The organism is Serratia sp. PGPR-27, from assembly GCF_022678525.1.
GTDB classification, from domain to species: Bacteria; Pseudomonadota; Gammaproteobacteria; order Enterobacterales; family Enterobacteriaceae; genus Serratia; species Serratia nematodiphila.
This window is the reverse complement of the sequence record NZ_JALBYS010000002.1, coordinates 33286-53130: the sequence shown is the minus strand read 5'-3', so window position 1 is coordinate 53130 and position 19845 is coordinate 33286. Positions and strand designations below refer to the sequence as shown.

16 protein-coding genes are annotated in these 19845 nt (G+C 61.5%); 8 read left to right on the top strand and 8 right to left on the bottom strand.

Annotated features, from left to right (window positions below):
• Positions 1-46 precede the first annotated feature (46 nt).
• Together ubiA and ubiC are read right to left on the bottom strand one after the other, a co-directional pair.
• Entirely contained in the window at positions 47-919 is an 873-nt protein-coding gene (gene ubiA / locus MMS95_RS01550; protein ID WP_015379227.1) for a 4-hydroxybenzoate octaprenyltransferase, read from the bottom strand.
• Between the two features lie 17 nt (positions 920-936).
• Positions 937-1452, bottom strand: coding sequence for a chorismate lyase (gene ubiC / locus MMS95_RS01545; protein ID WP_015379228.1), 516 nt, complete (start codon positions 1450-1452; stop codon positions 937-939).
• Positions 1453-1844: 392 nt separating this feature from the next.
• Between ubiC and MMS95_RS01540 the strand changes: the two genes are divergently transcribed.
• The 3 genes from MMS95_RS01540 to MMS95_RS01530 are packed head-to-tail and all read left to right on the top strand — an operon-like array spanning position 1845 to position 5259.
• Positions 1845-3227, top strand: coding sequence for an MFS transporter (locus MMS95_RS01540; protein ID WP_016930279.1), 1383 nt, complete (start codon positions 1845-1847; stop codon positions 3225-3227).
• Positions 3228-3251: 24 nt separating this feature from the next.
• Complete coding sequence (locus MMS95_RS01535; RefSeq protein ID WP_154871706.1) at positions 3252-4253, top strand: LacI family DNA-binding transcriptional regulator; 1002 nt, start codon at positions 3252-3254, stop codon at positions 4251-4253.
• Positions 4254-4275: 22 nt separating this feature from the next.
• The gene (locus MMS95_RS01530; protein WP_242141340.1) at positions 4276-5259 is read left to right on the top strand and encodes a nucleoside hydrolase; all 984 of its coding nucleotides are present in this window, start codon (positions 4276-4278) and stop codon (positions 5257-5259) included.
• 55 nt (positions 5260-5314) lie between these two features.
• Here the strand turns inward: MMS95_RS01530 and malM are convergent, their stop codons facing one another.
• The 4 genes from malM to MMS95_RS24260 form a co-directional block, all read right to left on the bottom strand.
• Positions 5315-6220, bottom strand: coding sequence for a maltose operon protein MalM (malM, locus tag MMS95_RS01525; RefSeq protein ID WP_242141339.1), 906 nt, complete (start codon positions 6218-6220; stop codon positions 5315-5317).
• A 97-nt stretch (positions 6221-6317) separates the two neighbouring features.
• On the bottom strand, positions 6318-7607 hold the full coding sequence (locus tag MMS95_RS01520) for a maltoporin (protein ID WP_277951776.1): 1290 nt from the start codon (positions 7605-7607) through the stop codon (positions 6318-6320).
• 32 nt (positions 7608-7639) lie between these two features.
• Positions 7640-8749 (bottom strand): maltose/maltodextrin ABC transporter ATP-binding protein MalK, encoded by a 1110-nt coding sequence (gene malK, locus MMS95_RS01515; protein ID WP_049241402.1) that lies wholly within the window; start codon positions 8747-8749, stop codon positions 7640-7642.
• Complete coding sequence (locus tag MMS95_RS24260; RefSeq protein WP_015379234.1) at positions 8742-9713, bottom strand: hypothetical protein; 972 nt, start codon at positions 9711-9713, stop codon at positions 8742-8744. The genes malK and MMS95_RS24260 overlap by 8 nt, the downstream gene beginning before the upstream one ends.
• Before the next feature lie 358 nt (positions 9714-10071).
• On the opposite strand from MMS95_RS24260, the gene malE reads away from it, so the two are divergent.
• From malE to malG, 3 genes are read left to right on the top strand one after another with little or no spacing between them, the layout of a single operon-like run.
• Positions 10072-11265, top strand: a complete 1194-nt coding sequence (gene malE / locus MMS95_RS01505; RefSeq protein WP_016930286.1) for a maltose/maltodextrin ABC transporter substrate-binding protein MalE — start codon at positions 10072-10074, stop codon at positions 11263-11265.
• A gap of 57 nt (positions 11266-11322) precedes the next feature.
• The gene (malF, locus tag MMS95_RS01500) at positions 11323-12900 is read left to right on the top strand and encodes a maltose ABC transporter permease MalF (RefSeq protein ID WP_242141337.1); all 1578 of its coding nucleotides are present in this window, start codon (positions 11323-11325) and stop codon (positions 12898-12900) included.
• An 11-nt stretch (positions 12901-12911) separates the two neighbouring features.
• Entirely contained in the window at positions 12912-13802 is an 891-nt protein-coding gene (gene malG / locus MMS95_RS01495) for a maltose ABC transporter permease MalG (RefSeq protein WP_118891639.1), read from the top strand.
• Between the two features lie 211 nt (positions 13803-14013).
• On the opposite strand, the gene psiE is transcribed toward malG, so the two are convergent.
• Positions 14014-14421 carry a phosphate-starvation-inducible protein PsiE gene (gene psiE, locus MMS95_RS01490; RefSeq protein ID WP_015379238.1) on the bottom strand — a complete coding sequence of 136 codons (408 nt, stop codon included), beginning with the start codon at positions 14419-14421 and terminating at the stop codon, positions 14014-14016.
• A gap of 224 nt (positions 14422-14645) precedes the next feature.
• Here psiE and MMS95_RS01485 point away from each other — a divergent pair, with 224 nt between their 5' ends.
• The gene (locus tag MMS95_RS01485; RefSeq protein WP_033631963.1) at positions 14646-16082 is read left to right on the top strand and encodes a capsule assembly Wzi family protein; all 1437 of its coding nucleotides are present in this window, start codon (positions 14646-14648) and stop codon (positions 16080-16082) included.
• Between the two features lie 61 nt (positions 16083-16143).
• On the opposite strand, the gene pgi is transcribed toward MMS95_RS01485, so the two are convergent.
• On the bottom strand, positions 16144-17790 hold the full coding sequence (gene pgi / locus MMS95_RS01480; protein ID WP_004936690.1) for a glucose-6-phosphate isomerase: 1647 nt from the start codon (positions 17788-17790) through the stop codon (positions 16144-16146).
• 229 nt (positions 17791-18019) lie between these two features.
• Between pgi and MMS95_RS01475 the strand changes: the two genes are divergently transcribed.
• Complete coding sequence (locus MMS95_RS01475; RefSeq protein ID WP_004936687.1) at positions 18020-19828, top strand: sodium:proton antiporter; 1809 nt, start codon at positions 18020-18022, stop codon at positions 19826-19828.
• Positions 19829-19845: the final 17 nt, after the last annotated feature.

The window sequence follows — 19845 nt, the reverse complement described above, 5'->3', positions numbered from 1 at the left end:
CAAAAGGCACCCCTTGGGGTGCCTTTTTTCTTGCTGCAGGAAACCGTTACGCCGGCAGATAGCTCAGCGCGATGCCGATAAACACCACCAGCCCGACATAGTTGTTCTGCAGAAAGGCCTTGAAGCAGGCGTCGCGCTCGCGCCCGGCGATCTGCTTCTGCTGGTGAATGAACAGTGCGCCCGCCAGCAGCAGCGACCAGTAAAACGCGCCGCCGAGCTGCGCCAGATAACCGACCCACACCAGCAGCAACAACGTCGCGAACTGCAACAGCCCGACGATCAGCTTGTCATAACGCCCGAACAGGATAGCGGTGGACTTGATGCCGATTTTCAGATCATCATCGCGATCGACCATCGCATACAGCGTGTCATAGGCCACCGTCCAGCAGATGTTCGCCAGCAGCAGCAGCCAGCAGCTGAGCGGCAGCGATTCGCTGACCGCCGCATAGCCCATCGGAATGCCCCAGCCGAACGCGGCGCCCAGCACGAACTGCGGCAAGTTGGTCACCCGCTTCATAAACGGATACACCCAGGCCAGCGCCAGCGCCGCCAGCGACAGCCAGATGGTCATCGCATTCAGCGTCAACACCAGGCAGAACGAGATCAGCACCAGCACCACGAACAGCACCTTGGCCTCTTTCGCGCTCACCCGGCCGCTCGGCATCGGCCGCCCGGCGGTGCGTTTCACGTAGCCGTCCACCGCGCGATCGGCGTAGTCATTCACCACGCAGCCGGCGGCGCGCATCAGGAACACGCCGAGCACGAACACCACCAGAATCGACAGCGGCGGCACGCCTTTTCCGGCCAGCCACAGTGCCCACAGCGTCGGCCACAACAGCAACAGCGTGCCAATCGGTTTATCAATGCGCATCAAATGGCTGTAAGCCCGCCATTTACTTTGAGTCACGCTTCCCTCCAACGTCTTGCTCTCCTCTCTTATGCGGGGACCGCTGAATACAGCGGCGAAGCCGGTAAAAACAGTTCGGTCAGCAGCAGCGGCTTGCCCGCCAGCCGCAACCGTGAACGACGCGCCCACAGCGCATCCTGTCGGCCGATATGGATATAGTCGCGGGTCAGATCGCCACTGCTGAACAAATAGCGCCCCAGCGGCAGCGTCCCCAGATCCACCAGCGCCTGGTCGGGGCCGGTCAGCGTATGTTCCGGGATCACCGTGCGCCCCAGCAGCCAGGGCTGGCCGTCGCCCAGCAGCACCACTTCGCGCAGCCAGTAGCGCGGGCTATCGGGCAGGTGGTTCGCCTCGTCGCCCAGCGCCTCGCGCGTGACGAAGCATTCGCGCTGCGGTTCAACGCGCACCTGGGCGCAATGGCGTTCAAATCGGCGGGTCATGGAGCCTAACTCCATCAGCCAGTCGCTGACGGCGGCGGGCGCCGGAGGATCCTGTTCGGATAACCACTCCAGCGGCGGCAGGATGGAATCCCTGATGCCAGACATTGCTTTACTCCTCGCCTGAACCGCAGCCGGTACGGCGCGCCAGACGATACAAACTGTTAACAGGCCCCCATTGTAGCGCAGAAATGCGAAAGCGGCAGGCTGATTCGTGGCGAAAACGGCAGGTCTGTCGGCCGGAAAAACCGGGGTTCTGTCATCTTTTTGCCATCCGCATTCTCTATCTTCATTTCCCGGCGCGCTGACGATTCTGTGATCGCCCGCAAAGTTTCAGCTTCCTCGCGTTGTGTTATCTACGCGCGTAGATACCCTGATACGGCAGCGTTGAATCGCCATGCGTCCGACATGATTTGTCGGCACACCTTTGTTGCCGGCACCAGGGAAACCATCTTTAACCGCGCTCCTCCAGGCGCAGAACAAAAGAGGATAGCACTGCCATGAGCGAAACAACGCTTGCCCCTTCACAGACCGCCGACGCCGCGCTGGCGGCCGATGAACGCCTGGCAACCAAAGAGGGGCGCAGCCAATTTTGGCGCGCCACCTTCTCCTGCTGGCTCGGCACCGCCATGGAATACGTCGACTTCGCGCTGTACGGCCTGGCGGCCGGCATGGTGTTCGGCGACGTGTTCTTCCCCGAAGCCACGCCGCTGGTGGCGCTGCTGGCCAGTTTCGCCACCTACTCCGTCGGCTTCGTCGCGCGGCCGATCGGCGCGCTGGTGTTCGGCTGGATCGGCGACCGCAAAGGCCGCCGCGTGGTGCTGATCACCACCGTGGCGCTGATGGGCCTCTCCACCACATTGATCGGTCTGATCCCGTCCTATGCGCAAATCGGCGTCTGGGCGCCCGCCTGCCTGGTGATCCTGCGCTTCGCGCAGGGGTTCGGCGCCGGTGCGGAGCTGTCCGGCGGGGCGGTGATGCTGGCGGAATACGCGCCGGCCAAGCGGCGCGGGCTGGTCGCGTCGATCATCGCCATCGGCTCCAACAGCGGCACCCTGCTGGCGTCGCTGGTATGGCTGCTGGTGCTGCAGCTGGACAAGGAAGACCTGATGAGCTGGGGCTGGCGCATTCCGTTCCTCGCCAGCATTCTGATCGCCGGCGCGGCGCTGTACCTGCGCCGCCACGTGCGGGAAACGCCAGTGTTCGAACGCGAGCTGCAGCAAAACCACCAGCGCATGCTCGACGCCGCCCAGGCCGCGCCGGACTCACGCAGCTACCTGCAACGCACCAAGGCGTTCTGGGTGATGCTCGGCCTGCGCATCGGCGAAAACGGCCCCTCCTACCTGTGCCAGGGCTTTATCGTCGGCTATGTCGCCAAGGTGCTGATGGTCGATAAATCAGTGCCAGCGCTGGCGGTGCTGATCGCCTCACTGTGCGGTTTTCTGGTGATCCCGCTGGCCGGCTGGCTCTCCGATCGCTTCGGCCGCCGCATCACCTACCGGTGGTTCTGCCTGCTGCTGGTGCTGTACGCTTTCCCGGCGTTCTGGCTGCTCGACAGCCGTGAGCCGGCGATCGTCATCTCGGTGATCGTGGTCGGCATGTGCATCGCATCGCTGGGGATCTTCGGCGTGCAGGCGGCCTATGGCGTCGAACTGTTCGGCGTGAAGAACCGCTACTCCAAAATGGCGTTCGCCAAGGAGCTTGGGTCGATCCTCTCCGGCGGCACCGCGCCGCTGATCGCCACCGCGCTGCTGTCCGGTTTCGGTCACTGGTGGCCTGTCGCCTGCTATTTTGTTGTAATGGCGGCCATCGGCTTAATCACCACCTTCTTTGCTCCCGAAACCCGCGGCCGCGATCTCAACCTGCCGCAGGATGCCGCGTAGCGGGAAGGCGAACAGGACCTCAATTTGGATAATCACTCCGCGCGCCGCGTTACCCGCGCCGACGTGGCTCGCATAGCGGGCACCTCCGTCGCCGTGGTCAGCTACGTGATCAACAACGGCCCGCGCCCGGTGGCGGAAGCCACCCGGCTGCGCGTGCTGGCGGCGATCGAGCAGACCGGCTACCGGCCGAACGACATCGCGCGAGCGCTGGCCTCCGGCAGCACGCAAACCTACGGGCTGGTGGTGCCGGATATTTCCAACCCGTTCTTCGCCACGCTGGCGCGGGCGCTGCAGCAGGAAGCCTTCAGCCGTGGCCGCGTGCTGCTGCTGGGCGACGCCGGCGACGACCGGCAGCGCGAATATGAGCTGATCAACAACCTGCTGCGCCGCCAGGTCGACGGCCTGCTGTACACCAGCGTCGATCGCCATCCGTGGTTCGATCTGATCCGCGCCTCCGGCACGCCCTGCGTGATGATAGATACCATCGACAGCCAGGCCGGGGTCTGCGCCATTCGCGTCGACGAGCGCGACGCCGCCTGCCAGGCGACCCGCCATCTGCTGCAGCACGGCTATCGCGACATCGGCATTTTTATCGGCCCGCTGACCATGCTCAACGCGCAGGATCGCCTGAACGGCTGGCGCGATGCGCTGCTGGAGGCGGGCATCGCGCCGCGCGACGAGTGGATTTTCGAGGTGCCCTACACCCGCCAGGGCGGTTACCAGGCCACACAACGCCTGGTGCGAGGCCCGCGTCCACGCGCCATTTTCACCTCTAATGAACAGCAGGCGCTCGGCTGCCTGTCGGCGCTGGCGGAGCATGGGCTGCGCGCGCCGGACGATCTGGCGCTGATCTGTTTTAACGGCACGCAGCAATCCGAATTCAGCGTGCCGCCGCTCAGCGCGGTCGAGCAGCCGATCGACGCCATGGCCAAGCGGGCCATCGCCATGCTGGCCGCCGGCGCCGCGCCCGCCGAGCTGCATGAATTCGCTTTTCAACTGCGCATCCGCCACTCATGCGGCTGTTAGCGGTTTTTCAGGACACCTTACTATGCGTTTAATCATTGATTGCGATCCCGGCAACGGCGTTCCCGGCGCCAACGTCGATGACGGTCTGGCGCTGGCCCTGGCGCTGGCGGCCAAACCGCAGCTGCAACTGGAGCTGATCAGCATCGTGGCCGGCAATACCCCGCGTGAAGTGGGCTTCGCCGTCGCCTCCGATCTGCTGGCGCAGAGCGGCTACCGGGTACCGGTCGCCCTCGGCGCGGCGCGCGCCCTGAGCGAGCCGCCGGAGCCGTGGCGCGCCCATCTGGACCGCCCGATCGCCGATCCTCAGCTGGCGGCGCTGTGGCGCGACTTGCCCGCCCCCTCGCTGGCCAACGCGCCCGCACCGGACGCCGCCATCGCCATCGGCGAACTGATCTGCCGGCATCCCGGCGAGATCACGCTGGCGGCGATCGGCCCGCTGACCAACGTTGCGCACGCCATGCAGCTGTACCCGCAGATGGCGCAGGCGGTGAAAGAGATCGTGATCATGGGCGGCGTGTTCAACGTCGAAGGATACATCAAGGACACCAATTTTGGTTTGGATCCGGAAGCGGCGCGGCTGGTGTTAAACAGCGGCGCCAATATCACGCTGGCGCCGCTGGACGTCACCACCCAGACCATGCTGACCCAGGCGGATCTGGCCGCGCTGACCCAGCCGGATACCCCACTGTGCCGTTATTTGCGCGCCACCACGCAGCCGTGGATCGACTATTCGCGCCATACGCGGCACCTGCCGGGCTGCTGGATCCATGATGCGCTGGTGATCGCCTGGCTGCTGGAACCGCAGTTGGTCACGACCGAAATGTTCCATGTGGATGTGGCGCTGGAAGGGGCGTTGACGCGCGGCAGCTCACGCCGTTGGCGGCCGGGCGGCCTGCGCCTGACGGTCGGTATGCCGCCGCCGCAGGGCAAGCCGGTGCGCATCATGCAGCAGGTGGACAACGCCCGTCTGCTGGCGTTGATCGGCGCAACGCTGGCGCGCGGATGAAAAAAGGTGCGCCAAGGCGCACCAATCATCGAGCCAGCATCGGCAGCGCCGGGTGTTACCCCTTGCCTTTAACGCTGCTGATAAACGTTTTACGCGCAGTGGTAGAGCCCAACTTCTCGGCCTCATTCATCAGCTTCAGCGCCTTGTCGATATCGCCCGCCTTCACCGCCTGCTTGATGCCGTTATTGAAGTAGCTTTCGGTGTCGTTGAGCATCGGCTCCGCCGGTTTCTCCGGCGTCGGCGCAGGCGCCGACACGGCGGCCGGTGCGCTTGATCCCACCACCACCGGCGCCACGGTCGGCGCAGGCTGCAGCATGCCGATCATCACGTTGCCGGTGCCCTGTTCCGCGGTCACCTTGAGCTTCAGCGTGCCGGTCGTCGCGTGGCCGGCGATCGGATCCGGGATATCCGGCACCGCATTACCCACGCCCTGCGCGTAGGCCTTGGCCGGGTTAGTCAGCTGCGTGGTTTTCGCCAAATCCTGACGGGTGGTGTACACCAGCAGGTAAATCTGTTTTTGACCGAGCGCCGGCGTCAGCTTCAGCGTGCCTTCGAGACGATCGGAGGACATCGCCCCCGGCGGCTGGTAAGGGAAATAGCTGCTCGGGTAATACGCCGCCGGGCGCAGATGCTCGTCCAGCACCAGCACGCTCGGCGCGTACAGCGAATTGTTTTTGGCGAGGCTGCTCAGCGTCACTTCCAGCGAACCGCGATCGGCCGGCAACGTATAGGCGGCGATCGCCCCCTGGATCTCGCCCTGATTGAGCTGCGGGCTGACGGCGTCGAGCTTCACCTCTTGCGACACCGGCGGCTGCAACGGCTGCCACGGCAGGCTTTGCAGCGTGGCGGCGCTGATGGCCGGCGCGACGGAAACGTTGGCCGGCGTATCGGCATTGGCCGCCAAAGGCGCGCCGACGGTCAGCGCCAGCGACAGGCAGAGTGACAGCAGATTCTTTTTCATCGTTATATCCTCTTTCAGCGCCGCGATGGTTCAGGCAAGAGATCCGGCCGCGGCGAATGCGATTGGGGGAGAGCCTGCGGCCCTCCCCGTCCTGTCGTTACCACCAAATTTCCATCTGGGCGCCGAAGGTGACTTCGTCATCCTTGCCGCGGCTGAAGGTATGCATGCTGGTGTCGTTGTAAGCGGTGCCGGCGTTATACCCGGTATCATCGCCGGTGGCGTAGCCCCACTTCTCATCCCACTTGGCGTAGGTGGCGAACAGGCGGATGGCCGGACGCGACCAGATGCTGTTGCCCGCCTGCCATTGCTGCGCCAGGGTCACTTTATACTGGCCGTTGCGATCGCCGGTGCGCTGGGATTTGACGTTGTCATAGCCGGCTTCCAGCAAGGTGCTCATGATCGGCGTCCATTTGTACATCGGGCGCACGCCCACGGTGTACCAGGTGGTGCCGTTGTTGTTGTCGCGGTCGATGTCCTGGAACATGGCGACGTACATCAGCGCCCACTGATCGTTGAAGTCGATGGCGCCGTGATCCAGCACGCGGATCATCTTGCCGTTGTTATCGATGGTGGCGCCTTCGTTGCGGCCGTTGTTCTGCGAGGTCATCGAGTCGGTGGCGTACTGCAGCACGAATTTGTTGTAACCGTTCAGGATGCTTTGCGTGTGTTCGGCGGTGAACATCCAGCCGTCTTTGCTGGCACCGTCCGCCAGGCGGTAGTTATCCTGCGCATTGGCGCGGCCGTAGTCCACGCCCAGCTCCAGGGTGCCGCCCTGGTTCAGCTCCAGGCCGGCCAGACGCAGGTCGAAAGTGTCGTTGACGGTCGGACGCTGTTTCCATTCGTTATCCAGATAGCCGTAAGAGCCGCCGGATTCGGAGTTGCGGGTCACGGCGGCGGACAGCTTGCCGAAGCCCAGATCGATGTTTTCCAGACCGGCGCCCGGGCCGGAGATATCCCAGTAGTAGAAGTCGATCATGTGAACGTCATGACGCTGATAGAAACGCTTACCGGCCCACAGCGTGGAGCCCGGCAGCCAGTCGATCAGGTTTTTACCCTGCACGTTCACTTCGCGGAAGCCCGGCGTCACGTCTTCCCAGTCGGAACGTTGCGAGACCGAATAGGCCAGGTTGGTGTCGAAATAGAAGCTCTTGTCGCCTTCTTTCCACACTTCCTGCCCCAGTTTCAGTTCGGCGTAGGTTTCACATTCGTTGCCGAGACGGTATTTGCTCGCGGCGCCGGTGGCCTTGAAGCACTGTTGCTCACCGCCGCTGCCGGTCCAGCCGATGCCGGAACGGGCGTAACCGTGAAAATCCACGGCCAGCGCCTGAGTAGAGAGAACACCGGCGGCGACAGCCAGTGCCAGAGGAAGTTTGCGCAGAGTAGTCATCATTATTCTCCTGTTATACCGACTTTGATGCTTTAAACGCCCGGCTCCTGGTGCAGCCGTTTACATGCCGTACCGTCTTCACGGAACAGGTGGCAACGATGAGGCGGCAGGCCGATGGCGAATGTGGCACCTTCTTCTACCAGCACCACGTCGTTCTGGCGGTACACCAGGTTTTGACGGATGGCCGGGATTTGGATGTGGATTTGCGTCTCGTTGCCGAGCTGCTCCACCACCTGTACGTCGCCGGTAAGCCGCACTTCAGAGGCTTCGCCGGGCAGCAAATGTTCGGGGCGAATGCCCAGTGACAGATTGGCGCCGGGCTGAACGCCCGCGCCTTCCACCGGCAGCCAGACCAGTTGACGGTTGGGCAGTTCGACCTGCACCTGTTGCGCCTGCGCAGCGGTCACCTTGACCGGCAGGAAGTTCATCTTCGGCGAGCCGATAAACCCGGCGACGAAGCGGTTGGCCGGGTAGTGGTACAGTTCCAGCGGCTTGCCGACCTGCGCCACGCGACCGGCGTCGAGCACCACGATCTTGTCGGCCAGCGTCATCGCTTCGACCTGATCGTGAGTGACGTAAATCATGGTGCGCTGCAGGCGCTTGTGCAGACGGGAGATCTCGATGCGCATCTGCACCCGCAGCGCGGCATCGAGGTTGGACAGCGGTTCGTCGAGCAGAAACACGTCCGGCTCGGCCACCAGCGTGCGGCCGATCGCCACGCGCTGACGCTGCCCGCCGGACAGCGCCTTCGGCCGCCGATCGAGCAGGTGCGCCAGCTGCAGCACCTCGGAGACCTGGTTCACCCGTTGATTGATTTCCGCTTTCCTGGCGCCGGCCAGCTTCAGGCCGAACGACATGTTGTCCGCCACCGACAGGTGCGGATACAGCGCGTAGGACTGGAACACCATGCCGATGCCGCGCTCGGAAGGCGGCACCTCATTCATCCGTTTCTCGCCGATCAGCAGGTCGCCGGAGGTGATGTCCTCCAGCCCGGCGATCATGCGCAGCAGCGTCGATTTGCCGCAGCCCGACGGCCCGACAAACACCACAAACTCGCCGTCTTCGATGGTCAGATTGACGTCTTTGGAAATCACGGCCTCACCGAAGGCCTTATAAACGCTGCGCAGTGTCACGCTAGCCATGCGTTACTCCCCTGCTTTCGCAGTTAACATGTCGTGTGAAAATGGCGGAGGCAAAGCCCGCCAAAACCCATTGATGACCCTCTTGCTGCGCGCCGTGCTGCCATGCCAACGGCAAGGTCGCCTCAGACGGCGCGGCCGCCTGAGTATAAGGCTGCAGGTTTATCAGCGCTTCAAGGCATTGATCCTGATGGGTAATAAGTAAGCGCACCACGCCGTCCCGCTGGCTGACCGCGTTCAGCTCGCCGCGCTGGATGAGCGGCGAACGGCGCAGGGCCAACAGCGCCTGGCAGTAACGTAAGGTGGAGTGGCTGTCGTGCTGTTGGCGGCTGATGGCCAATGCGCGGTGTTCGATCGCCACCTGCTGATACCAGCTGATCTCCCCGGCGGTGACCTGTTCGGGGGCTTCATGCCACGGCATCGGCGTTTGCGCGCCGCGCGGATCCTGCAGGCCGGCGGCATGCGGCAGCCCCAGCTCTTCGCCCTGATACAGGCAGATCGGCGCCGGCAACATCGCCAACAGCGTCAAAAAGGCGGCGGCGGAACGCAAATCGCCTTGCCCCCAGCGGCTGACCACTCTTGGCTGCTCGGCGTCCCCGGTGCTCCACAGGCTGTCCGCTAACGTGGCGCGGCGGGCGTGCAACACCGCCGCCAGCTTCTCCGCGCTGAACGGCATCACGTCCAGCGCCAGCGCGCCGTGGGCGAACCGCTGCGGCGCGACGGCATTGCGAACGCGGTTGGCTTCATCGCCGTACCACAGCGTCAGCCCTTCGCCCGTCACCGTCGCCTCGGCCTCCGGCGCCAGCGTCTGCGGCAGCAGCAGGCCGTCGATCGACAGCGCTTTCAGGTACGGCAGCGCCGCAAGCATGCCGTGTGCGTCGCCCACGCCGTCCCCGTTTCCGTCACGGAAACTGGCCGGATGGATCCGGTACAGGGTGGGCTGAGTGGCGATAGGCATTGACGACATAAATCCGGTATCCCTGCTGCGCGTGGCGTTAAAAATCGATGTGCCGATAGTGCGGGAGTCACCGGAAAGGGTAATCATCCGTAACAGGATTTTTCATGGGGGAGGAGGCGGGAGGATGAGAGAACGACCGCGGCGATGAGAAGTTCCGCGCTTAAGGCAAATCTGTGATCCGGCTGGCAAAAATCGCCCCCCTATTTTGTGCCTGACGCCACAGAATAGAGCACAACGTTAACTGGATCACACTCCTCATCTTAGGGGCGTAGAGGGGGGGAGGATGAGAATATGTCGCGTTGTGACCCACTATTACCGCGAAACGTCTCTCCTTGATTTATGTGCCCACAAAAAGAAGGACTGGATTATGACTCGCAGCATTACCCTCGCCCGCACGCTGGCGCTCTCGGCACTGGCCACCCTGGTGCTCTCTTCTTCCGCCTTCGCCAAGATTGAGGAAGGCAAACTGGTTATCTGGATCAACGGCGACAAGGGCTATAACGGCCTGGCGGAAGTCGGCAAGAAATTCGAAAAAGACACCGGCATCAAGGTCACCGTCGAGCACCCGGACAAACTGGAAGAAAAATACCCGCAGGTGGCCGCCACCGGCGACGGTCCTGACATCATTTTCTGGGCCCACGACCGCTTCGGCGGCTATGCGCAGTCCGGCCTGTTGGCCGAAATCCACCCGTCCAAAGCCTTCCAGGACAAGCTGTTCCCGTTCACCTGGGACGCCGTGCGCTATGACGGCAAGCTGATCGGCTACCCGATCGCCGTCGAAGCGCTGTCGCTGATTTACAACAAGGACTTGGTCAAACAGCCGCCGAAGACCTGGGAAGAGATCCCGGCGCTGGACAAACAGCTGCGCGCCGGCGGCAAGAGCGCCATCATGTGGAACCTGCAGGAACCTTACTTCACCTGGCCTATCATCGCCGCCGACGGCGGTTATGCCTTCAAGTATGAAAACGGCAAATACAACATCAAGGATGTCGGCGTCGCCAACGCCGGTTCACAGGCCGGCCTGCAGTTCATCGTCGATCTGGTGAAAAACAAACACATCAACGCCGATACCGATTACTCGATCGCCGAGGCCGCGTTCAACAAAGGCCAGACCGCGATGACCATCAACGGGCCATGGGCCTGGAACAACATCGAGCAGAGTAAAATCAACTACGGCGTGACGCTGCTGCCGACCTTCAAAGGCAAACCGTCCAAGCCGTTCGTCGGCGTGCTGACCGCCGGCATCAACGCCGCCAGCCCGAATAAGGAGCTGGCGACCGAGTTCCTCGAAAACTACCTGCTGACCAACGAAGGGCTGGCGGACGTCAACAAAGACAAACCGCTGGGCGCGGTGGCGCTGAAATCCTACCAGGAGGCGCTGGCCAAAGATCCGAAGATCGCCGCCACCATGCAGAACTCGCAAAATGGGGAAATCATGCCGAACATCCCGCAGATGAGCGCCTTCTGGTACGCCGAACGCAGTGCAGTGATCAACGCCGTCAGCGGCCGTCAGACGGTGAAAGCCGCGCTGGACGACGTGCAGACCCGCATCACCAAGTAACGACGTCGTGCGGGGCGCCGTGGCGCCCCGCCATTGCTTCACAGAAAGGAACGCCCTATGCAATTCGCTCACGCCGGGACGCCTGCGCGTAAAAAATCGAAGTGGTGGCAAAGCGACGCGCTGAAATGGCTGGTGGTCGGCCTGTTCAGCCTGGTGACCTGCTACCTGATTGTGTTGATGTATGCACAGGGTGAATACCTGTTCGCCATCCTGACGCTGATCCTGGTCAGCGCCGGACTTTACGTCTTCGCCAACCGCCGCGCCTACGCCTGGCGCTATGTGTATCCCGGCGTCGCCGGCATGGGACTGTTCGTCCTGTTCCCGCTGATCTGCACCATCGCCATCGCCTTTACCAACTACAGCAGCACCAACCAGCTGACCTTTGAGCGCGCGCAATCGGTGCTGATGCAACGCCAGTTCCAGAGCGGCAAAACCTTCACCTTCGGCCTCTACCCGGCGGAAAATCAGCAATGGCGCCTGCAATTAACCTCGCCGGACAGTGAACAGCCGTTGATTTCCGAGCCTTTCCGCCTCGACGCCGCTGCGCCGCAAACCCTGACATTGACCACGCAGAGCGCCGCGCCGCAGGGCGAACGCGCCACGCTGCGAGTGATCACCCAAAACCGGCAAGCGCTGAGCCAGCTGGTGGCGCAACTGCCCGACGGCGGTGAATTGCGCATGAGCTCTCTTCGCCAATTCTCCGGCACCCGCCCGCTGTATGCGTTGGACCAAGACGGCAGCACGCTGACCAATAACCAGACCCAGGTGCGCTATCGGCCGAACGGCGACATCGGCTTCTATCAGGCGATCAACGCCGACGGCGGCTGGGCGCAGGAAACCCTGAGCCCCGGCTATACCGTCACCACCGGCTGGAAAAACTTCCTGCGGGTGCTGCAGGACGAAGGCATCAAGAAACCGTTCGTGTCGATCTTCATCTGGACCATCGTGTTCTCGGTAATGACGGTGATCCTCACCGTGGCGGTCGGCATGGTGTTGGCCTGCGTGGTGCAGTGGGAGGCGCTGAAAGGCAAGGCGATCTACCGCGTGCTGCTGATCCTGCCCTATGCGGTGCCGTCGTTCATCTCGATCCTGATCTTCAAAGGGTTGTTCAACCAGAGCTTCGGCGAAATCAACATGATGCTCAGCCATCTGTTCGGCATCAAACCCGCCTGGTTCAGCGATCCGCTCACCGCCAAGAGCATGATCCTGATCGTCAATACCTGGCTCGGCTACCCGTACATGATGATCCTGTGCATGGGGCTGCTGAAAGCGATCCCGGACGATCTGTACGAGGCCTCGGCGATGGATGGCGCCAACCCGTGGCAAAACTTCTTCCGCATCACCTTGCCGCTGCTGATCAAGCCGCTGACGCCGCTGATGATCGCCAGCTTCGCCTTCAACTTTAACAACTTCGTGCTGATCCAGCTGCTGACCAACGGCGGCCCGGACATGATCGGCACCACCACGCCGGCCGGCTATACCGATCTGCTGGTCAGCTACACCTACCGCATCGCCTTCGAAGGCGGCGGCGGGCAAGACTTCGGCCTGGCGGCCGCCATCGCCACGCTGATCTTCCTGCTGGTGGGCGCGCTGGCGATCCTGAATTTGAAAGCCAGCAAGATGAACTTCGATTAGGGAGAATAACGATGGCCATGGTTCAACCCAAATCCCAGCGCTTGCGCCTGTGGATCACCCATATCTTGATGCTGTGCTTTATCGCCCTGATCATGTTCCCGCTGCTGATGGTGGTGGCCATCTCGCTGCGCGCCGGCAACTTCGCCACCGGCAGCTTGATACCGGAAACCCTCTCTTGGGATCACTGGCGGCTGGCGCTCGGCTTCAGCGTCACCCACGCCGACGGCAGCGTGACGCCGCCGCCGTTCCCGGTGCTGCTGTGGCTGTGGAACTCAGTCAAGATCGCGGCGATCACCGCCATCGGCATCGTGACGCTGTCCACCACCTGCGCCTACGCCTTCGCCCGCATGCGTTTTCGCGGCAAGAGCGCGCTGTTGAAGAGCATGCTGATCTTCCAGATGTTCCCGGCGGTGCTGTCGCTGGTGGCGCTGTACGCCCTGTTCGACCGCCTGGGCCAGTACATTCCGTTTATCGGCCTGAACACCCACGGCGGCGTGATTTTCGCCTACATGGGCGGCATTGCGCTGCACGTCTGGACTATCAAAGGCTATTTCGAAACCATCGACAATTCGCTGGAAGAAGCGGCGGCGCTGGATGGCGCCACGCCGTGGCAGGCGTTCCGTCTGGTGCTGTTGCCGCTGTCGGTGCCAATTCTGGCGGTGGTGTTCATTCTGTCGTTTATTGCCGCCATCACCGAGGTGCCGGTGGCGTCGCTGCTGCTGCGCGATGTGAACAGCTACACGCTGGCGGTGGGGATGCAGCAATATCTCAACCCGCAGAACTACCTGTGGGGCGACTTCGCCGCTGCTGCGGTGCTGTCGGCGATACCGATTACCGCCGTGTTCCTGCTGGCGCAGCGCTGGCTGGTGGGCGGCCTGACGGCCGGCGGCGTGAAGGGGTAATTTGTGCCACTGCAGTGCGTTTGATGTTTTTCCTTATCTTTTACCCTATGGATTTCAAGTTACAGCTAGGCGACCAGCTCGCTAAGCCCAGGCGCTTACTTCAGTAAGTAACTGGGGTTAGCGAGTGCAGTCAACAACGCTGTCGCTTGAAAGATGACGGGTAATTATATCCTGTGTCTTTGGCGGCCTTTGGCCGCCATTTTTATCTCAGCTACTCCCGTTTCAGCCGGTCGGTGTTGGCCAGATAGAGCGTCACCACCAGCACCAATATCGCCGCGGCGTAGATCAGGGTGTCGATGGGATTTTTGTGATCCACGATAATCAAACGAATAATCGCGGTAATGCCGATATAAATAAAATAGCGCAGCGGGAAATGATAACCCGACTCAAAATACTTGACGATCAAGGCGATAAATTCAAAGTACAGAAAATAAATCACGATGCCTTCAATCAACAGGTAAGAGGACGACTCTTCGCTGTTAATAAATAACACCTTCGCCAGATGGATGGTCTCCTTGACCAGAAACACCACCAGAATTGCCGCCAGCAGCAACAAGCCCACGTTCAGCACCCGCTGCAGCCCCTTCGCTATCATGATCGAACGCGACGTTTTTGCCATAAAACCTCTCCTGAATACCGCTTATATGATTCAACCGTGCCAATATAGGCATTGTCCTAAAAATTCCGCCCTTCGCGAAAGCACTTTAAACCCCATTTAATTCATCACGTTATAATAAGATGTTTCTGGCTTATAGATTTGTAGCAAATCGAAATGTCAACTATCATGGGTCACAGAGATCTTTACATAAAACCAATAACCTCGAATTAACAAGGGAATTCTTTATGCGCGCTAAACTTAACGGACTGGTCGCTGCAGGCCTGTTTACCTGTGCATTGTCCGGCCACGCCGCCGGCCTGGTAGCCCCTGACAACGATCTGCGTAACGATCTCGCCTGGTTGTCTGACCGCGGCGTCATCAACGTCAGCCTGTCCACCTGGCCGCTGAGTCAGGAAGAGATCAGTTCCGTTATCGCGCAGGCCAAACCGGTGACCAACACCGAGAAAAACGTCATCGACCGCGTGCAACGCCGCGTTGACGCCCTGAAAGCCAACATCCGCGTCAGCGGTTACGCCTCGACCGATAAACCCGGCACCCCGCAGGGCTTCGGCCAAAACGAGTACGCCGACGATCGCCTGACCATCGGCGCCGGCGCCAACGGCGAGTTCTGGGACGTGCGTCTGCAGGGCTCGGTGGAAGGCGATCAGCGTGTCAGCGACGGTTCCAAATTCAACATGAACGGCTCCTACGGCGCGGTGAAGATCTGGAACCAATGGCTCTCCTTCGGCGAGGTTTCCCAGTGGTGGGGCCCGGGTTACGACGGCAGCCTGATCCGCTCCGACGCCGCGCGCCCGGTCGCCGGCTTTATGCTGCAGCGCGCCGACCAATCGCCGTTTGAAACCCCGTGGCTGTCGTGGATCGGCCGCTGGCAATACCAGCTGTCCGCCGGCCAGCTGTCGCAGTACAGTTCTGTACCGCACACCAAACTGATCGGCGGCCGTTTCACCATGATGCCTACCGACTTCGTCGAGCTGGGCGCATCGCGCATCATGCAGTGGGGGGGGAAAGGCCGTCCGCAGTCATGGAGTTCATTCTGGGATGCCTTTAGCGGTAACGATAACGATGACTCAGGTCAGGGCAACGATCCGGGCAACCAGCTCGCCGGTTTCGACTTCAAGCTGAAAATGCAGCCGCTGATCGGCCTGCCGGTCAGCCTCTATGGCCAGTTGGTCGGCGAAGATGAAGCCGGCATGTTGCCGTCGAAAAACACCTATCTGCTCGGTCTGGAAGGTCACCCGGAATGGGGCCCGACCACCATCAACTGGTATATTGAAGGTTCCGATACCCGTTCGGATATGAGCCGTAAAAACTACGTGTACAACCACTACATCTACAAAGGCGGCTACTATCAGCAGGGCTACCCGCTGGGTCACGCGATGGGCGGCGACGGCCAGATGCTGTCCGGCCGCGTCGAGCTGGTGCTGGACGACAGTCAGCGCTGGAGCACCCGTCTGGTATACGCCAAGGTGAACCCGCTGAGCCAAAGCATCAACCAGGCGTTCCCGAAATCCGATACGCTGAAGGGCGTCCAGGTCGGTTGGGGTTACACCTTCCCGTCCCAGGTTAAGTTCGATACCAGCCTGTGGTACACCGACAACGATCACAGCACCGCCGACGACGTGGGCGCTGGCGTCAGCTTCGAAGTGCCGATCAACCTGTAATTTTTTGCAGACGTAAAAAAACCCGCCGCGGCGGGTTTTTTATTGGCTTCAGCTCAGACGCTTAGCGCCATTCCTTGAAGCGGTTGATCAGCGCATTGGTCGAGCTGTCGTGACTGCTGATTTTCTCGCTGCCCGCCAGCTCCGGCAGGATGCGGTTAGCCAGCTGTTTGCCCAGCTCCACGCCCCACTGATCGAAGGTGAAGATGTTCAGGATCGCGCCCTGGGTGAAGATCTTGTGCTCGTACAGCGCGATCAGGCTGCCCAGGCTGAACGGGGTGATTTCACGCAGCAGGATCGAGTTGGTCGGCCGGTTGCCTTCAAACACCTTGAACGGCGCCACGTGCTTGACCTGCTCAGGGGTTTTGCCCTGCGCCGCGAACTCGGCTTCCACCACTTCCAGCGACTTGCCAAACGCCAGCGCTTCAGTCTGAGCGAAGAAGTTGGACAGCAGTTTGGCGTGATGATCGCCCAGCGGGTTATGGCTGATGGCCGGCGCGATGAAATCGCACGGCACCAGCTTGGTGCCCTGGTGGATCAGCTGGTAGAACGCGTGCTGGCCGTTGGTGCCCGGCTCGCCCCAGATGATCGGGCCGGTCTGGTAATCCACCGGGTTGCCGTTGCGATCGACGTACTTGCCGTTGGATTCCATGTTGCCCTGCTGGAAGTAAGCGGCAAAACGGTGCATGTACTGATCGTACGGCAGAATGGCTTCGGTTTCGGCGCCGAAGAAGTTGTTGTACCAAATACCGATCAGCGCCAGCAGCACCGGCAGGTTTTTCTCCGCCGGCGTTTCGGCGAAGTGCTTGTCCATAGCGTGCGCGCCGCTCAACAGCTGCTCGAAATTGTCATAACCGATGGACAGCGCGATCGACAGGCCGATCGCCGACCACAGGGAGTAACGGCCACCGACCCAGTCCCAGAATTCGAACATGTTGTCGGTATCGATGCCGAACTCGGCTACCGCTTTGCCGTTGGTGGACAGCGCGGCGAAGTGCTTGGCCACGTGCTGTTGATCGGCGGCGCTGCTCAGGAACCAGTCACGCGCGCTGTGGGCGTTGGTCATGGTTTCCTGAGTGGTGAAGGTTTTGGAGGCCACCAGGAACAGCGTGGTTTCCGGATTCAGCGGCTGCAGCGTTTCGGCGATGTGGGTGCCGTCGACGTTGGAGACGAAGTGCATGTTCAGGTGGTTTTTATAAGGGCGCAGCGCTTCGGTCACCATGTAAGGGCCGAGATCCGAACCGCCGATGCCGATGTTCACCACGTCGGTGATCGGCTTGCCGGTGTAGCCTTTCCACTCGCCGCCGATGACGCGCGCGCAGAACTGTTTGATCTTGGCCAATACCGCGTTCACTTCCGGCATCACGTCTTTGCCGTCGACCAGAATCGGGCTGTTGCTGCGGTTGCGCAGGGCAATATGCAGCACCGCGCGATCTTCGGTGCGGTTGATCTTCTCACCGGCGAACATCGATTTGATGGCGCCTTGCAGATCGGTTTCTTTCGCCAGCGCCTGCAGCTTCTCCAGAGTTTCCTGCGTGATGCGGTTCTTGGAATAGTCCACCAACATTTGGTCATTGAAGGTCGCGGAGAACCTGGAGAAACGATCGCTGTCCTCGGCGAACAGGTCAGCGATCCGTACGTCTTTCATCTGTGCATAATGTTGCTGCAGGGCTTGCCAAGCAGCGGTTTGACTAGGATTGATATTTTTCATAGCAACACTCTTAGGCTTGAGAATAAAAATGACGCGTTTGTCCGATTGTAGCCTGTTCGACTGTGATTATGATCGCTTTTCTTGCGATAGGCGCTAACTGTCAACGCATTGCCGCCTCGTTTCAGCTTTCACTCTATACTTTTGGCTAACGGCCTGTTATCGGAGTTGCCGAATTGTCATCAGGCTGTGTCATCGTCGTTTATTTCGTCATTTGAAAGGGATCTCGCTTATGGAATTATCCGCCCCGCTCATGTTGGTGCTTATCGGCCTGGCGTCGCTGCTGGCGCAGTGGCTGGCCTGGTTGCTGCGCCTGCCGGCCATCTTGCCGCTGCTGCTGTTCGGCATCGTGCTCGGCCCGACGGTGCATCTGGTGCAGCCGGATCTGCTGTTCGGCGATCTGCTGTTTCCGCTGGTGTCGCTGTCGGTGGCGATCATCCTGTTCGAGGGGGCGCTGACGCTGCGTTTCGAGGAGATACGCGGCCTCGGCGGCGTGGTGCGCAACCTGGTCACCGTCGGCATGCTGGTCACCTTTCTGGTCATCAGCCTCGCCAGTTGGTGGCTGCTGGATTTCCCGCCGGAGCTGGCGGCGTTGATCGGCGCGGTGACGGTGGTGACCGGGCCGACGGTGATCGCCCCGCTGATGCGCGTGGTGCGGCCGAACGCCAACATTAACCAGGTGTTGCGCTGGGAAGGGATCGTCATCGATCCGGTCGGCGCCATCTTCACCCTGCTGGTGTTCGAGTTTATCGTGCTGAAGCAGAATGCGGAGTCCTATACCCACCTGTTTTGGACGCTGGGCGTGACCGCCGCCGTCGGCCTGATCGCCGGCGCGCTGTTCGGCTACCTGCTCGGCCTGGCGCTGCGCCGCGTTTGGCTGCCGCGCTACCTGCAGAACCTGGCGGTGCTGGCTATTATGCTGACCGCCTTCGGCGTCTCCAACGCCATCGCCGACGAATCCGGCCTGCTGACCGTCACGGTGATGGGCATCTGGCTGGCCAACATGCGCGACGTGGACACCAGCGATATTCTGGCGTTCAAAGAGGAGCTGTCGGCGATCCTGATCTCGGCGCTGTTCATCATTCTGGCGGCGCGGCTCGACATCCAGGCGCTGTGGAACATGGGCTGGCCGCTGCTCCTGCTGCTGCTGGCGGTGCAGTTCATCGCCCGGCCGCTGTGCATCGCGGTCTCGACCTGGCGCTCTTCCCTGCACTGGCGCGATCGGCTGCTGCTGTGCTGGATCGCCCCGCGCGGCATCGTGGCCGCGGCGGTCAGTTCGCTGTTCGCGCTGACGCTGCAGCGCAGCGGCTATCAGGGCGCCGACCGGCTGGTGACCGTGGTGTTCGCCATCATCATCGGCACCGTGGTGTTGCAAAGCCTGACCAGCGGCATGATGGCGCGCTGGCTGCGGGTGCAACAGCAGAAACCGCGCGGCGTGCTGATCGTCGGCGCCAACAGCGTGGCGCGCATGCTGGCGCAGGCGCTGATCAAGCTGAACGTGCCGGTGATCGTCACCGACAGCAGCTGGGAATACTACCGTCAGGCGCGCATGGACGGCATTCCGGCCTACTATGGCCACGCCTACTCCGAACACGCCGAGAACTACCTCGATCTGAGCAATATCGCCCAGGTGCTGGCGCTGTCGCCCAATCGCCACCAGAACGCGCTGGCGGTTTATCACTTCGGTCACCTCTTCGGCGAAGATCACGTGTTCGCCATCCGTTCGGGGGCGCCGTTGAAAGGGCGCGGCGCCAGCGCGGAAAGTTCGCGTTTCCGCCGGCATGAAATTTTATTTAATCAGGAAGCCACCTACGGCCGCCTGAGCAGCCTGCTCGCCAGAGGGGCCACCATCAAAGCGACCAAATTGAACGAAAATTTCGGTTGGCTGGAGTATTTGGAGAAACATCAGGGCGTTATTCCGCTATTCAGCCAAAAGGAAGACGGTTCTCTGCAACCGATTGGCGCCGGTTCCACGCCCGCGATGCCCTGTACGCTTATCGCGCTGGTGCAAGATGAAAATCCCTCACCGTCTGTACGTTGACAGAATGGTGATAACCG